This window comes from Paraburkholderia fynbosensis (genome assembly GCF_902859935.1).
Classification (GTDB): Bacteria; Pseudomonadota; Gammaproteobacteria; order Burkholderiales; family Burkholderiaceae; genus Paraburkholderia; species Paraburkholderia fynbosensis.
Map to the genome: position 1 here is coordinate 99,328 of NZ_CADIKI010000012.1, position 15,106 is coordinate 114,433.

General features: G+C 64.2%; 11 protein-coding genes and 1 tRNA gene. 6 read left to right on the forward strand and 6 right to left on the reverse strand.

Features of this window, described 5'->3' with window-relative positions:
- Window positions 1–262: 262 nt before the first annotated feature.
- Entirely contained in the window at window positions 263–2,032 is a 1,770-nt protein-coding gene (gene ggt / locus HV770_RS20565; protein ID WP_175162512.1) for a gamma-glutamyltransferase, read from the reverse strand.
- 699 nt (window positions 2,033–2,731) lie between these two features.
- Between ggt and HV770_RS20570 the strand changes: the two genes are divergently transcribed.
- Both HV770_RS20570 and HV770_RS20575 read left to right on the forward strand, forming a co-directional pair.
- On the forward strand, window positions 2,732–4,441 hold the full coding sequence (locus HV770_RS20570; protein WP_175162513.1) for a glutamine--tRNA ligase/YqeY domain fusion protein: 1,710 nt from the start codon (window positions 2,732–2,734) through the stop codon (window positions 4,439–4,441).
- 142 nt (window positions 4,442–4,583) lie between these two features.
- Entirely contained in the window at window positions 4,584–5,630 is a 1,047-nt protein-coding gene (locus tag HV770_RS20575; RefSeq protein ID WP_246291053.1) for a transporter substrate-binding domain-containing protein, read from the forward strand.
- Between the two features lie 61 nt (window positions 5,631–5,691).
- Here HV770_RS20575 and HV770_RS20580 read toward each other — a convergent pair whose 3' ends face one another.
- From HV770_RS20580 to HV770_RS20590, 3 genes are all read right to left on the reverse strand, one after another.
- Window positions 5,692–6,141, reverse strand: a complete 450-nt coding sequence (locus HV770_RS20580; RefSeq protein WP_175162514.1) for an NUDIX hydrolase — start codon at window positions 6,139–6,141, stop codon at window positions 5,692–5,694.
- An 82-nt stretch (window positions 6,142–6,223) separates the two neighbouring features.
- Window positions 6,224–6,610, reverse strand: coding sequence for an RT0821/Lpp0805 family surface protein (locus tag HV770_RS20585; RefSeq protein ID WP_175162515.1), 387 nt, complete (start codon window positions 6,608–6,610; stop codon window positions 6,224–6,226).
- A 490-nt stretch (window positions 6,611–7,100) separates the two neighbouring features.
- Complete coding sequence (locus HV770_RS20590) at window positions 7,101–8,591, reverse strand: cytochrome-c peroxidase (protein WP_425497459.1); 1,491 nt, start codon at window positions 8,589–8,591, stop codon at window positions 7,101–7,103.
- A gap of 214 nt (window positions 8,592–8,805) precedes the next feature.
- On the opposite strand from HV770_RS20590, the gene HV770_RS20595 reads away from it, so the two are divergent.
- Window positions 8,806–10,383 carry an acid phosphatase gene (locus HV770_RS20595; RefSeq protein WP_175162518.1) on the forward strand — a complete coding sequence of 526 codons (1,578 nt, stop codon included), beginning with the start codon at window positions 8,806–8,808 and terminating at the stop codon, window positions 10,381–10,383.
- 317 nt (window positions 10,384–10,700) lie between these two features.
- A complete protein-coding gene (locus HV770_RS20600; RefSeq protein WP_175162519.1) occupies window positions 10,701–11,084 on the forward strand; it encodes a DUF427 domain-containing protein in 384 nt (127 codons plus the stop codon).
- Window positions 11,085–11,359: 275 nt separating this feature from the next.
- Here the strand turns inward: HV770_RS20600 and HV770_RS20605 are convergent.
- Window positions 11,360–11,433, reverse strand: a tRNA-Arg gene (locus tag HV770_RS20605).
- Window positions 11,434–11,742: 309 nt separating this feature from the next.
- A complete protein-coding gene (locus tag HV770_RS20610) occupies window positions 11,743–12,573 on the reverse strand; it encodes an undecaprenyl-diphosphate phosphatase (RefSeq protein ID WP_175162520.1) in 831 nt (276 codons plus the stop codon).
- 627 nt (window positions 12,574–13,200) lie between these two features.
- Here HV770_RS20610 and HV770_RS20615 point away from each other — a divergent pair.
- The gene (locus tag HV770_RS20615) at window positions 13,201–14,109 is read left to right on the forward strand and encodes an aldose epimerase family protein (RefSeq protein ID WP_175162521.1); all 909 of its coding nucleotides are present in this window, start codon (window positions 13,201–13,203) and stop codon (window positions 14,107–14,109) included.
- Window positions 14,110–14,390: 281 nt separating this feature from the next.
- Window positions 14,391–15,071: a peptidoglycan DD-metalloendopeptidase family protein gene (locus HV770_RS20620; RefSeq protein ID WP_425497460.1), complete on the forward strand. Its 681-nt coding sequence runs from the start codon at window positions 14,391–14,393 to the stop codon at window positions 15,069–15,071.
- The last annotated feature ends 35 nt before the right edge of the window (window positions 15,072–15,106 follow it).

Genomic DNA, 15,106 nt, shown 5'->3' on the forward strand with positions numbered 1-15,106 from the left:
TTTGCCGTTTGCCGTTTGCCGTTTGCCGTTTGCCGTTTGCCGTTTGCCGTTTGCCGTTTGCCGTTTGCCGTTTGCCGTTTGCCTCGTGCCGCGCCTGCTTATGCCCCTGCTTATAACAACTACCCTAGCATCCGCTGCATTGCGGACCCGCCTCCTACAGCCCCAGCTACGCGCAGCCGCTTGTTTCGAGAACCCCGCCTCTAGGAACCCACCGCCATATCCCGCTCCCCAGCAAACTTCCCGCGCTCGCGCCGGCCCCACATCACCGCATCACCCGCCCTACCCCCACGCCTCGCGGATCGGCCGCCGGCTCAGGCGTCGTGCCCTCGACGCGAATCATCTGCACATCGCCATTGAACGACTGTTCCTCCAGCGTGTAGCCCATCGCCTTCAATTGCTCGGCCAACTCGCCGCTCACCGGATGGAACGGCTCGAAGTAGATCGTCTTCTGCGGCAGCAACTGATGATGAAAGCGCATCGCGGCCAGCGCGTCGGTCGGCGTCATGTTGAAGTCGTACAGGTTGGTCATCACCTGGAAAATCGACGTCAGAATCCGCGAGCCGCCAGGCGTGCCGATCACCAGCGCCACCCTGTCGTCCTTTAACAAGAGCGTCGGCGTCATCGAAGAAAGCGGCCGGCGTCCAGGCGCTATCGTGTTGAGCTCGACGCCGCTCGTGTCGGCCGCGCTCCCGCTGCCAGGCCTGGTCACGAAGTCATCCATCGCATCGTTGAGCAGGAAGCCGCCGCCGTCCACCACCACGCCCGCACCGAAATCGCCGTTCAGCGTATAGGTGTTCGATACCGCGTTGCCCCACTTGTCGACCACCGAGAAATGCGTGGTTTGCGCCTTCTCCGGCATCGTGTCGCCGAGGCCGGGCTTCACCGGCGCCGCGCCCGGCATTTCGTCGGGCTTGACTTCGTCGGCGCGCTGCGCAAGGTAGGCGTCGTCGATCAGCTTGTCGGTGGGCACCTTGTACGAGTCCGGATCGGCGAGGTATTGCTGCCGGTCGGCGAATACGCGGTCCTCGATCTGCGCGATCAGATGAATGTACGGCGCGCTGTTCAGCTCGAGACCGTCGAACGCCTGCTTCAGATCCGCTCTCATCTTTAGCATCTGGATCAGCCCGATGCCGCCCGAGCTCGGCGGCGGCGCGGTGATCACGCGGTAGCCGTTCCAGTCGGCCGACAGCGGCTGGCGCCACACCGCCTTGTACTGAACGAGGTCCTGCTTCGTGATCAGGCCGTGGCCGTACATCTGCTGGGCGATCAGGTCCGCGGTGCGGCCTTCGTAGAATTCACGGCCGCCGTCCCCGGCGATCCGCGACAAGGTCTGCGCGAGTTCGGGCTGGCGGAACGTCGCGCCCGCCTTCAGGCTGGAGAAATAGGCATCGAAATTGGTCTTGCCGGCGAAATTTTTCGCTGCCGCATCGCGACGCTGCTGCAGCGACGGATCGACCGTGAAACCGTCGGTCGCGTAGCGGATCGCGGGTGCGAGCACCTGCTTCCACTTCAGCTTGCCGAAACGCCGCTGCGCCTCCCACATGCCGTCGACGGTTCCCGGCACGCCCACCGCGCGATGACCGACCGCGCTCATGCCGGGCACCAGGTTGCCTTTGTCGTCGACGTACATGCCGCGGGTCGCCTGTTGCGGCGCGCGCTCACGGTAATCGAGGAAATACGGCTTGCCATCCATGAACACCGTCATGAACCCACCCCCGCCGATGTTGCCCGCGTCCGGCCGGGTCACGGCCAGCGTGAAGGCGATCGCCACGGCGGCATCCACCGCGTTGCCGCCCGCGGCGAAGATCTGCTGCGCCGCGTCGGCGCTATAGCGATCCGGTACGGCCACCGCCGACGCATCGAGCACCGCTTTGGGCGGCGGCGTTTTCGCCAGCGCGGGGGCCGGCGAAAACGCGCCGCCGGATAACACGGCCAACAGGGCCGAAGCCATTACGATCCGGGAGCGGAAAAAAGAGAAGCGGCAAGCAGAAGCGAAAGGCGCGCGAAGCGCGCCGTGCGTCGGGACAGACATCCGAGAACTCCGGCAACTAAGGGCGCCATGGTGCACGAACGGCGGCCATTCATGCAAGGCGACAACGGGCGGTGCGGCCCGTGCGGACGGCTGCGGCAGGTGCAGGCACTGCGCGCCGACGCGCGGGCCGCACGGCCTAGGGAATTGGGTCGGCGGGTAAGGCGGGCCGCGGAGAACGGGCTTCGCGCCGCGTGAGGCGGCTGGCCGACCGCCGGCGCGCTCACGCAATCATGGGCGGCACGCAGGCGACATGTATCCGGCCAATACGCGACCCGATGCGCTCCGATGCACATCGAGATGAATCAAAACAAATCCAGACCTTGCGTTCGCCGAACTCGACATGCGTTCAACGTGAACGCGACACGGATGCGATGGGAATACGGCCAACAGCTCGCCGGCAGGTCTCATCACGCCTCCATGGCTTCGAAAGCCCCAATAAAACCCAAAGGCAAGGAAGCCTGCAACACCCTCCGCCGCGCGCTGCGGACGAACCCGCGCCGCTGGCATCCTAAGTCGCTCGCGGGCACGCGACCAAAGCGTTTTACCTCCTGTTACAGCGTCCCGGCGCCCCAAATCCACGCCGGAAGCGCTTAAACGTTGGCTGCGCGCCGTATTCGCCTGCCGCCGCCGGACTGCTCAGGTAGAATTGTCGGATAAGTGGGCGCACCGCGCGTCCCCGACAGACTTTCACCTTCTCGCATGAATACCGAACGCAACGACGCGCCAGCGGCATCTAATTTCATCCGCAACATCATTGACGACGACAACCGTACCGGCAAGTGGGGCCAGCGCGTCGAAACACGCTTTCCGCCCGAACCGAACGGCTATCTGCACATCGGTCACGCAAAGAGCATCTGCCTGAACTTCGGCGTCGCGCGCAGCTACGGCGGCGTATGCCATCTGCGCTTTGACGACACCAATCCGGAAAAGGAAAGCGTCGAATACGTCGACTCGATCATCGATTCGGTGCGCTGGCTCGGCTTCGAGTGGGAAAAAGACGGCAAGGAGCAGCTCTACTACGCGAGCGACTACTACGACAAACTGTACGAATTCGCCGAGCTGCTGATCGAGCGCGGCAAGGCGTACGTGGACAGCCAGTCGGCCGACGAAATGCGCGCGAACCGCGGCTCGGCCACGGAAGTCGGCACGCCGTCGCGCTTTCGCGAGCGCTCGGTGCAGGAGAATCTCGCCCTGTTTCGCCGCATGAAGGCCGGCGAGTTCAAGGAAGGCGAGCACGTGCTGCGCGCGAAGATCGACATGTCGTCGCCGAACTTCAACATGCGCGACCCGGTGATCTACCGCATCCGCTTCGCGCATCACTACCGTACCGGCGATCAATGGTGCGTGTACCCGATGTACGACTACACGCACTGCATCTCGGACGCGCTGGAAAACATCACGCATTCGCTGTGCACGCTCGAGTTCGAAGACCATCGGCCGCTCTACGACTGGATTCTGAACGAGCTCGCCGACGCGGGCACCTTCACGCGCCCGCTGCCGCAACAAATCGAGTTCTCGCGCCTGAACCTGACCTACGCGATCACCAGCAAGCGCAAGCTGCTGCAACTCGTGACCGAAGGCCACGTGGACGGCTGGGACGACCCACGCTTGCCGACCATCGTCGGTGTGCGCCGGCGCGGCTTCACGCCTGAATCGATCCAGCTGTTCTGCGAGCGCATCGGCATCACCAAGGTCGATTCGTGGATCGACATGAGCGTGTTCGAAGGCGCACTGCGCGACGATCTCGACGAGAAGGCGCCGCGTATCGCCGCGGTGCTCGATCCGCTCAAGCTGATCATCGACAACTTTCCCGAAGGCGTCACCGAGCCGTGCAGCGCGCCGGTCCACCCGCATCATCCGGAACAGGGCGTGCGCGAGTTTCCGATTTCGCGCGAACTGTGGATCGAGCGCGAGGATTACAACGAAGCGCCGCCGAAGGGCTACTTCCGCCTGTTCCCGGGCAACAAGGTGCGGCTGCGCTACGGCTACGTGATCGAATGCACGGGCGCGGACAAGGACGAGAACGGCAACGTCGTCGCGGTGCATTGCAACTACTTCCCGGACAGCAAGTCGGGCACCGAAGGCGCGAACACCTACAAGGTCAAGGGCAACATCCACTGGGTCAGCGCGGACGCCGCGTGCCCGGCCGAAGTGCGCATCTATGACCGGCTGTTCAAGGAGCCGCAACCGGATGCCGGCGGCCGCGACTTCCTCGAAGCGCTGAATCCGGATTCGAAGCGCGTGGTCAACGCCTACCTTGAGCCAGGCGCGCGCGACGCGCTGCCGGAGCAGCGCTATCAGTTCGAGCGCCACGGCTATTTCGTCGCCGACCGCGTCGATTCGAAGCCGGGCAAACCCGTGTTCAATCGCATCGTCAGCCTGCGCGATAGCTGGGGCAAGCCGGCGTAAGCCGGAGTGCCCGCCGTGCTCCGCGCGTCTGAAGTTGCAGACGGCGTGCATCCCGCTTCACGGGTTGCACGCCGTTTTGTCGCATGATGGTCTATCGATAGTCACAGCGCGGCCTGGTGAGCGCGCCGGTCCGGGAGGCCCGATGAAAGTTGCAGCCCGCCGCCGCGGGGCGAGTGCCGGAGCAGACACCGGGACGATGACGACGCCGGGCGCGGCTCACGACGCATGCCACGCACATCGCACACGCGCCGTTCGTGCCGCGCGCACCGCCTTCCTGGCACGTTTGGCGTACCGCACGCGTTGCGCGTTCGTGGCGCTGGTCGCACTCGGCGCGGCCTCGCTCGCCGACCGCGCTCACGCGGACGAACTCACCGGCACGCTGAAAAAAATCCACGATGACGGCGTAATTGTGCTCGGCGTGCGTGAAGCGTCGATCCCGTTCTCGTATTTCGACGGCAAACAGACGGTCGGCTATTCGCAATCCATCGCGCTGCAGATCGTCGATGAAATCAGGAAAACGCTCCGCATGCCGCAGCTGAAGGTTCACGAGCTCACCGTGACCTCGTCCAACCGCACGCCGATGCTGCTGAACAACCAGATCGATCTGGAATGCGGTTCGACCACGCACACGCTGGAGCGCGAAAACGTGGCCGCGTTCTCGAACAGCTTCTTCCAGTACGCGGTGCGCATGATCACGCGCAAGAACAGCGGCATTACGGATTTTCCGGATCTGGCCGGCAAGACGGTCGTGACGACCGCGGGCACGTCCGACGAACGCCTGTTGCGCCGCCTGAATACCGACAAGCATCTGAACATGCGCATCACCAGCGCGCGCGATCATCCAGAAGCCTTTACCGCGGTCAAAGAGGACCGGGCCGTGGCCTTCGTGATGGACGAGCCGATCGTGTACGGCTTCAAGTCGACCGATCCACGCCCCGACGACTTCATCGTGACCGGCACGCCGCTCGGCTACGAAGTCTACGCGTGCATGTTCCGCAAGGGCGACGAACCTTTCCGCACGCTCGTGAACCGGGTGATTTCGCGCTCGCAGACGTCCGGCGACGCGGAACGTCTGTACAGGCAGTGGTTCACCCAGCCGATTCCACCGCATGGCATCAATCTGAATTTTCCGCTGTCGGAGGCGAACCGCGCGCTGTTCGCGCATCCGAACGACCGCGCGCTCGATTGAGCGTGGCGCATCGGCGCCAGCGCGTTGGAGGGCGAGCGGTAAATGGCCGCCGTCTATGCCTCTATAACGACCGATGCAACTCCGCCAGCGAGAGCGTCGTCTGAAAGAGCCGCGTGAGACTGCGGCTCGCGTACTTCGGGATTTCATCGATCGCGGCCCAGCGGTACGCGTCCATCTCGGGAATCAGCGTGCCATCGGAGCGCCGCGGGAACAGCGAGGTGCAGGTGCATGCGCTCAGATCGAGTTCGTCGGCGCTGGCGCGCGCGGCGAACAGATGCAGATCCTTGTCGCGCCGGTAGATGTACAGTCCCAGATCCTTCAGACGCCCGGGCGCGATCGCGATGCCGGTCTCCTCGACCATCTCGCGCAACGCCGTGACATGCGGCGCTTCAGCCTCTTCGCCGTGCCCTTTCGGAATGTCCCAGTGCGACGTTTCGGTGGCGTGTGCAAGCAGCAGCCGGCCATCCGGATCGAGCAGAACGATCCCGCAGGAAACGATCCGCGGGCTCATCGACGCTGCGCGCCGCCGCAGCGAGCGGCTTCGAGCGGCGCCGGCAGCAGGCCGGCGCGCGCCGTGATCACGGCCTGCATCGTCAGTTTTTCTTCTGCAATTGCCAGGCGCCGCCTTGCTTGCAGAACTGCGGGCGCAGATGCATCGATTGGCCCTTCGCGTTCAGTTCGACGGCGAGATTGCGGCAGGTACGCCCGTCATTGTGGGTGGTGTCCACGGCGGCGATCGTTGCGTCGATCTTCACGCTGTTGCCGGTGCCTTCGTTGACCCAGTGGGCGCTTTCGCCGTCCTTCGTGTCGTTGAGCGCGGCGATGACGGCCTTCTTCACCGACGCCACGTCGCGCTGCTTCATGTAGGACATCGGCGTGTCGTTCAGAAAGCCGAGATTCGCCGCCTGCGCGCCGATTGCACTGCCGAGCAGCAGGCTCGCGCCGGTCAGGTGAAGCAGCACACGGGTTCGCATCGACATGAAAGATTCTCCTCGAAAGTGTTCCGGGGCGGTCTCGAGCGCGCGGGCCGCGGCTCTTGATCTGGACCTCAAAAGCATAGCATGCCCCCTCGAAACGGCCGGCGACGTGGACGCTGTCAATTTTAGGATGCGTGCAAGAGCATCTTATGAAACGCCTTCATAAGATTAGCGTTTCCCTTCCCGCAATCGTCAGCTGCCGACAGCTCGTCATGAACTTCTTTCTTGCCCTGGAAATTTCGCCGGCACGCTCGCGCTGCCGTGCGTCGCGCTCGGGCCGGCGATCGGCCACGATCCCGGATTGAGGCAACGTATCGTACGGATGTGCCGGCCCGCTTTGCCCATGCGCGTCCGCGTCGCTTGGGTGCGGGTGGCTTTCGCGCTGCTGATTGGCGCGTGCCATTACATCCTCGCCGGCTCGCTCGACTGAGCGCAGCCGGGTCGTCAACCGGAAACAGGCCACGGAAAAGCCCAGGCCGGCCCGCTCCCACCGTCAGTTTGCGGCAGCGCCCGTGGTCGCCACATGGACCAGTGCGCCGGGTGCCTGGTACCCGTCGGTCAGCGTCTTCAGAAACGCCACCACGTCCTTGATTTCGGCTTCGTCGAATACCGGTTTGTCGCCCGGTTTGCGGTCGAACGGCGCGTCGGTATTCAGGTTGCTCCAGTAGCGCTGCGGCAGATCGTCGAACTTCTGCACCTTGCCCTTCGAGACCGGATAGAACCTTGCCGGGTTCGTGTCGCGTTCGGCGTAAAAGCGCACCGCCTGCTCGAGCGAATGATAGATGCCGTTGTGGAAGAAGCTCTTCTTCAACGCGACGTTGCGTAGCGTCGGCGTGCGGAAAAGGCCGCAGAATTCGTCGCGTCCCTTCAGGTCGGTACGCTCCGGGCCGCACGCGCCAAGGTCGTAGAAGCGCGGATCGCGGTTCACTGGCAGCGCGCGGTTGCGCGGCACGCCGATCGCGATCAGACCGAAGTCGCTGAACTGCGGCGGCGCGCCGTCCCGGGTGCGCTGGCTGATGTGGCAGCTTGCGCAATTGCCTTTCTGTTCGTCGTTGAAGAGTTGCAGGCCGTGCAGTTCGGCTGGCGTCAGCTGCGCCTTGCCCGCGAGATACGCGTCGTACTTGCTGGTGTACGGATAGAAGACCTCGGGCGTTTGCTCGAACGTTTCTAGCGCCTGCAGCACGGCCTTGAAGGTAGCGTCGTCGTTGTCGAAAATATGCTCGCCGAAGGCCGCGCGGAACGCGTCGGCGTATGACGCGGCTTTGACCGCCGCCGTGACCTTGGCCGGCGTGCTGCCCATCTCGAACGACGACAGCAGCGGAATGCGCGCCTGTTCGCCACCGCGGTCGACCCGCCCGTCCCATGTGAGGCCGCCGGTGGGTCCGGCATCCACGCTTTCGTCGCCTTCGTCGTCGGACTCGTGGTAGTGCTCGGCGAACGCCGGCACGGCTTGCAGATACTTCAGCGTCGGCGCGGCGCGCATGCCGGTGCGGTGCATGTCGCTGCCGCCCAGTTGCACCGACAACGCATTAGCCGGCGCAAAGCCGTGCTCCGGACTGTGGCACGACGCACAAGCGAGCTTGCCCGAACCGGAGAGCGACGCGTCGAAAAAGAGCTGCTTGCCGAGCGCCGTCATTTGCCGCACGGATTCGTAGACCTGCGCGCGCGACTGGCCGGCGTCATGGCCCGCGACCTTCACGGCGGAGGCCGCCTCGGGCGCGGCGGAGACGGACGCACTGATATGGTTCGCCGCGGAAGTTGCGCTTGCGCCAGCGGCGGCTTTCGCGCCGCCCTGCGCATTCGCTGCGGCGACCGCATCCGCGTTAGCACCGCCTGCATCGCAAGCTGCCAGCATCACGGTCACCGTCATAGCGCTGAGCGCGACGAGCACCGCCTGCCGCACGCCCGCTCTCGCCTGCCCGGCGCCCCGCCATTCTCCTCGCCACATCATTATTTCCCCCATCCCCGTGAGACCAAGCCGCATATGAACGATTTGAATGTGCGCTATCGAAGTCGGCGAGCATATTTCATTTTCATGTCTGTTAAATGACGTCAAGCCGACGAAAATTTATCTCAAAAAGCCTTTCGTAATTAATTACATCTCTCTGTCAAATTCCCTCGTCAAACTTTCCCCGGCGGTCGTTCGTGCAAGGAACGCGCGCGGCCCGTCCCCAACGCGAGAGAGAGAAATCATTCAAATGAACAAGAAACTGATCTGCGCGACGCCCATCGCGATCGCAGCGGCACTGAGTCTGTACGCGTGCGGCGGCAGCGAAATCACGCAGCCTGACATCACGTCGATCAAGACGGTCGTGGTGATCTACGCGGAAAACCGCAGCTTCGACAATCTGTACGGCAACTTCCCGGGCGCGAACGGTCTGCAGAACGTGAGTGCGGCGAACTCCACCCAGGTGGACCGCGACGGCACGCCGCTCGCGACGCTGCCGCAGGTATGGAACGGCCTCACGCAAACCGGCGTGACGCCGGTGGTCACGCAGGCAATGACGGCCAACCTGCCGAACACCCCGTTCGCGATCGACGACCCGAAGGGTTTCAACACGCCGATCACCGCGACGACGCGCGACCTGTATCACCGCTTCTACGAGAACCAGATGCAGATCAACGGCGGCAAGAACGACAAGTTCGCCGCCTGGGCGGATTCGGGCGGCCTCGTGATGGGCCACTACTCGCTCAACGCCGACAAGCTGCCGCTCTGGAAGATCGCGCAGCAATACACGCTCGCCGACAACTTCTTCATGGGCGCATTCGGCGGCTCGTTCCTGAATCACCAGTGGCTCGTCTGCGCGTGTACGCCGATCTATCCGAACGCGGACAAGAGCCCGGCAGCCGCCTCGATCTCGGCGGTGGAAAGCGACGGCGTGACGCTCAAGGTCGCGTCGAACTCGCCGGCCTCGGCGCAAAGCGGTCCGCCAAAGTACGTGCTGTCGGGCAACCTGACGCCGGACTTCTACGCGATCAACACGATGCAGCCGCCGTATCAGCCGAGCGGCAACAAGGCGGCCTCCGGCGGCGACGCGAAACTCGCCGATCCGAGCCTGGCGACCACGCTGCCGCCGCAGACGCAGAAGCACATCGGCGATCTGCTGAACGACGCAAAGGTGTCGTGGGCCTGGTACGGCGGCGCATGGGGCGCGGCAACCGCGGCGGCGCAGGACGGCACACCGAACGTGATCTACGGCGCGAACCTGACGGCACCGAACTTCCAGCCGCACCATCAGCCGTTCAACTACTTCGCCGACCTCGCACCGGGCACCGCAAACCGCGCACAGCATCTGCTCGACGGCGGCATGGGTGGCTCCGAGTTCATCAAGGCAATCGACGCCGGTACGCTGCCGCAGGTATCGTTCTACAAGCCGCAGGGCAACCTGAACGAGCACCCGGGCTACACCGACGTCGCGAGCGGCGACCAGCACATCGCCGACGTGATCTCGCATCTGCAGAAGAGCCCGCAGTGGAACAACATGCTGGTGGTCGTGACCTACGACGAAAACGGCGGTTTCTGGGATCACGTCGCGCCGCCGAAGGCCGACCGCTGGGGCCCGGGCACGCGCATTCCGGCGCTGATCATCTCGCCGTACGCGAAGAAGGGCTATGTCGATCACACGCAGTACGACACGACGTCGATCCTGCGCTTCATCACGCATCGTTACTCGCTGCCGACGCTGCCGGGTATCGCGGCGCGCGACGCGGCGCTGACCAGCAACGGCGGCAAGCCGCTGGGCGATCTGACCGCCGCGTTGAATATCAAGCATTAAGGACTGGCAGCCGGGCGCGGCGCGTTGGTTTCGGCCCGGCTATCCATGCCGGCCCTCGCGGGTCGGCAACACGCAATCGACAAGCAACAGTCCGCCTGACGGCGAGACTTCGACGGGCAGCTTCGGCTGCCCTTTTTTTCGTCCTGCGCATGGCCGGCGTGGCCTGTGCGCTTCTCCACCGTCGAGGCGCGCGTCGGCCGCACGCGTTTTCGTGAGCGGCGTATGCTTCGACCGAAGGCGCGAGCGTTCCCATCGATGCCGCTCGCCATCCTTCCTCACGCGCGGCAGCACTGCCCGCTCATCAGGAGTTCGACAAGATGACTGAAAGAACCATCAAGGTCCCCGGTCCCGCTCATCCCATCACGGTCGAGCCAGCGCGGGCGCGCGTGGTCGTGACCGTAGCCGGACGGGTGATCGCCGATACGCACAAGGCGCTGGTGCTGCGCGAAGCGGCGTATCCGCCGGTGTATTACGTGCCGCGCACCGATGCGGACATGACGTTGCTTGAGCGCACCGATCATTCGACTTACTGCCCGTATAAGGGCGACTGCGCGTACTACAGCGTACCGATCGGCGGCGAGCGGACGGTGAATGCGGTGTGGACGTATGAGGCGCCGTACGCGTCGGTGAAGGAGATCGCGCAGCATCTGGCGTTTTATCCCGACCGCGTTGATTCGATCGACGTGCAGGCGGACAACTAGAAACTGCCTGTGCACGTGAGGGCATGCGATCTCTTCACTGACGCTCACATCGACCACGAACCCGGCAGCCCATTGGATACCACGAGGAGCGGCGTAGTGAGTGGACTGAGAACGTGCGTGGAACGGTGCGCCGAACTGCTAGCTGCGATGAGCAACCGCGAAACGCAAACGAAGCGCGTTCAATCTGCCTGGATACGACAATCCCACATCGCGCAAGCGAAATGCGCTGCGCCGCGAACGGCGGCGCAGCGCATTGGAACCACACTGATCTGAAGTACGGCAGGAGGGACTCGAACCCCCCACCCTCGGCTTAGAAGGCCGATGCTCTATCCAGCTGAGCTACTGCCGTAATGGAGTGAGGCGATGCAACAACCGCGCACTACATGCATCGCCCGCAATGAAAACCCGCGTACGGGAATGTTGGAACCTGGGCTCGCAAGCCACCGGTTCGCGCATACCGAAATTGTAACTGACCGGGCCGGCGAGCGGACACCCGGCGCCACGCGCTATGGGCCGCTTCGATCCGGCGACCCTCGCCAAGGCACGTCAGGAAACTCATCCACACGCATAAACAAACGGGCCCGGCAACTTGAGCCGGGCCCGGATTATAACCGATCGCTCCCTGCGCGCGAGTACGCGAAGGCCATGCCGAACACCCTCAGGCCGGTTGCGGATGCAGCGCAAACCAGCCGAGGAACACGATCCCCGCGATCACGCAGTACACGCCGAACGAAGCCAGGCGTCCACGGCCTTCGAAATAGCGCATCAGAAAACGCACGCTGAGATACGCGGCGATCGCAGTCAGCACGCCACCCAGCAGCGCGTCCGCGAGTTGGCCCGGCGCATGGAACAGCTTCGGCAATTCCAGCACGCCGGCCGCGAAGATGATCGGCGTGCCGAGCAGGAACGAGAACTCCGCCGCCTTCTCCGCGGTCAGGCCGGCCCCATTGCCGGCGATCATCGTCAGGCCGCTGCGCGAGAAACCCGGAATCAGCGCGCCGATCTGCGCGAGGCCGACAAAGAACGCCTGGCGGAACGTCAGCTTTTCCGGCGACTGATGCGCGCGCGAACGTTGCAGGCGATCCCCGAACCACAGCAGCACGCCGTTCACGATCAGCGCGATCGCGACGATTCGCAGGTCGTGAAAAATCCGCTCGAGGCGCTTTTCGAGCAGCAACCCGACCAGTCCCGCCGGAATCGTGCCGATGATCAGCGCCCACATCATGTGCGCGTCGTCGTTACGACGTCCCCCGAACGAAGCGAAGAAGCCGCGCACCAGCGCGCACCAGCGCTTGCGGAAATACCACAGCAGGGCGAACGCGGTGCCGAGGTGCAGGGCGACGAGGAACGGCAGCAACTGCGGCGCATGTTTGTCGATATGCATGCCGAACAGGGCGGGCACGAGCAGCGTATGACCGAGGCTACTCACCGGGAACAATTCGGTGACGCCCTGCAGCACGCTCAGAAAAATCAGAAACGACAGATTCACGCGGCGGTCCTTGTAAGGAAAATGTGAGATAAATGCACGCCGCCAAACGGAAATCGGGCGAGCAAAAACGCACCGATTATGCCTGGCCGCAATGTCAGCGCCAAGCGTCGAAGTCACATTCGGGGAAATATTGATGCGCTGCGTCACAGCTGGAAACCGTTGTTACGCCGCGGCAAAGAAACGGGGCTGCCGGAAGCGGCCCTGGTTTGATTGCAGAGAGTGAGGCGGGTAAGACGAGGCTTGAACTAGATCCCGCGCGAGGTCCGCCCTGACCCAGCGGCTACGCGCAAAAAAAATGCCGCAATCAGCGTTCGAGCTTGTGAAAGAAGTAGAAGGTGCTTGCCGCGAACATGCCGAACAAAGCCAAACCCATTGCCATTGCGAGATCCATAACGCCTCCTGAGCCGGTCTCGCCCGGTAGCCGCAGTACCGGGCAGTCAGACGAATTATCGTTAGGGATCGCCTTTTTGCGACACCCCGCAATTTCCCCAGAAGGGTTTCCCCGTAGCGCAAAGCAGCGCAAAATCCTTTTCTCGCATAGCGCCGGACAGCCGCTGCGCGGGCCGCAGCAAAACACGCCCGCGCCGCCGTTGCCACTTTCAACCCTCACTGACCAGCTAATCGACCATGCCGCTTTCCCCGCAACAGGACATTCTCGAGATCGCCCAGGACGCCTCCGTGCTCCGCTTTTCGCCGCAAGCCGGCGGTCGTCTGCTGTCGTGGACGATCGACGGCGAAGAGGTGATCCATTGGCCCGAACACGCCGATTGGAGCCAGCCGGCGCGGATTCGCGGCGGCAATCCGCTGCTCTTTCCGTTTCTCGGCCGGCATCGCGTCGATGGCGAGATCGGCTTCTGGCGCGACGCCAGCGGCACCGTGCGCGAGCTGCCGATGCACGGCTTCGCCCGCGACCTGCCGTTCGAAGCGCACGCCGACGTTCACGGGGCCGGTCTGCGCATGGTCCTGAGCGACAGCGCAGCGACTCGCGCCGGCTATCCGTTCGGTTTCCGTTTCGAGGCGGCGTATAGCCTCGTCGATGCGCGAACGTTGGACGTCACGTTCACCACCACCAATACCGGCGACGCGCGCCTGCCCTACTACGCCGGCCATCACTTCTATTTCACGCTGCCGCACACACAGCGGGGTGAAACCACGATCGAACTGCCGCGCACCGAGCGGCGCTACCAGCAGGCCGATGGCTCGATCAGCGCCGCCGAGCCGGGCGAAGCTCGCTATACGCTCGACGAAGCGCGCATCCTCGACCGCTTCCATTGCCTTGCCGGTACGCCGGATCAGCCGGTGCGGCTCGTCGCGCCGGGCCTCGAACGGGTCGTCACGATCGATCTGCAACGGCCGGGCTCAGTGCCCTGGTACGCGGTCACGACATGGACCGAAGCCGCCGAGTCGGACTTCTACTGCGTCGAACCCTGGCTCGGTCTGCCGGACGCGATCCACAACGGCATGGGATTGCGCTGGCTCGAACCGGGACAAACCGAGACGGCGGCGCTGCGCATCGGCGTCGAAAAGACGGCTTGAGAGCTGGGGCGCTTGAGGCTTTGGCAGCCGCCTTTGCAGCGGCTTTCCGCCCCGGCCTTGACGACGTTGTCACGGACTTCAGTCGCCGGTTTTCACCGATCCGCACGGCCGCCCCGCATCACATGCCGCGCCGCGTCGCGCACCTCGCAGGTCCGCCCTGCCGCGCCCTTTTTGGATGCTGCAGTGCAAAACCGTTAGAATCGGACGCTTTGCATCTACCTGCCACGTGATCGGGATCGGCGCGCGGCAGCGCTTTGCGAGGTCCAATGCTGGGAACAACAATGATGAAACGACTCGCCTGCGCGTCGTTGCTGGCAGTGCTCGCCGCGTGCGGGTCGGCGCCGGTGGGGCCAGGCTTCTATCGGGTCGAACGGGGCGATACGCTGTCGAAGATCGCACGCAGTAACCGGCAATCGGTGCAAAGCATCGTTCGCTGGAACAACCTGACCAATCCGGACAGCATCGAGGTCGGCCAGGTGCTGCGCGTCGCGCCGCCGGGCGGCACGGCATCGACGAGCGGTGCGGTGCGCAGCCGCGGCAATGGCAGCGCGTCGGCGGCGCCGCGCCCCGCACCGGCGGAAAGCGCGCCGGCGTCGACGATCTCGCTGGTGTGGCCGGCCGACGGCACGGTGATACGGCGCTTTAACGGCGCCAATTCGAAGGGCATCGACATCTCGGCGGCAGCGGGTACGCCTGTGGTCGCCGCGGCGTCCGGTACGGTGGTGTATGCGGGCAACGGCTTGCGCGGTTACGGCAATCTGCTGATCCTCAAACACGATTCTGAGTATCTGACCGCCTACGCGCACAACCGCGTGCTGCTCGTGAAGGAAGGCGAATCGGTCAAGCGCGGTCAGAAAATCGCCGAGATGGGCGACACCGATACCGACCGCGTGATGCTGCATTTCGAGCTGCGCTATCAGGGCCGGTCGATCGACCCGTCCCAGGCGTTGCCCCCGCGCTGAACCCATGCGAAGCGCCACGCGTCGTCAGCGTATCC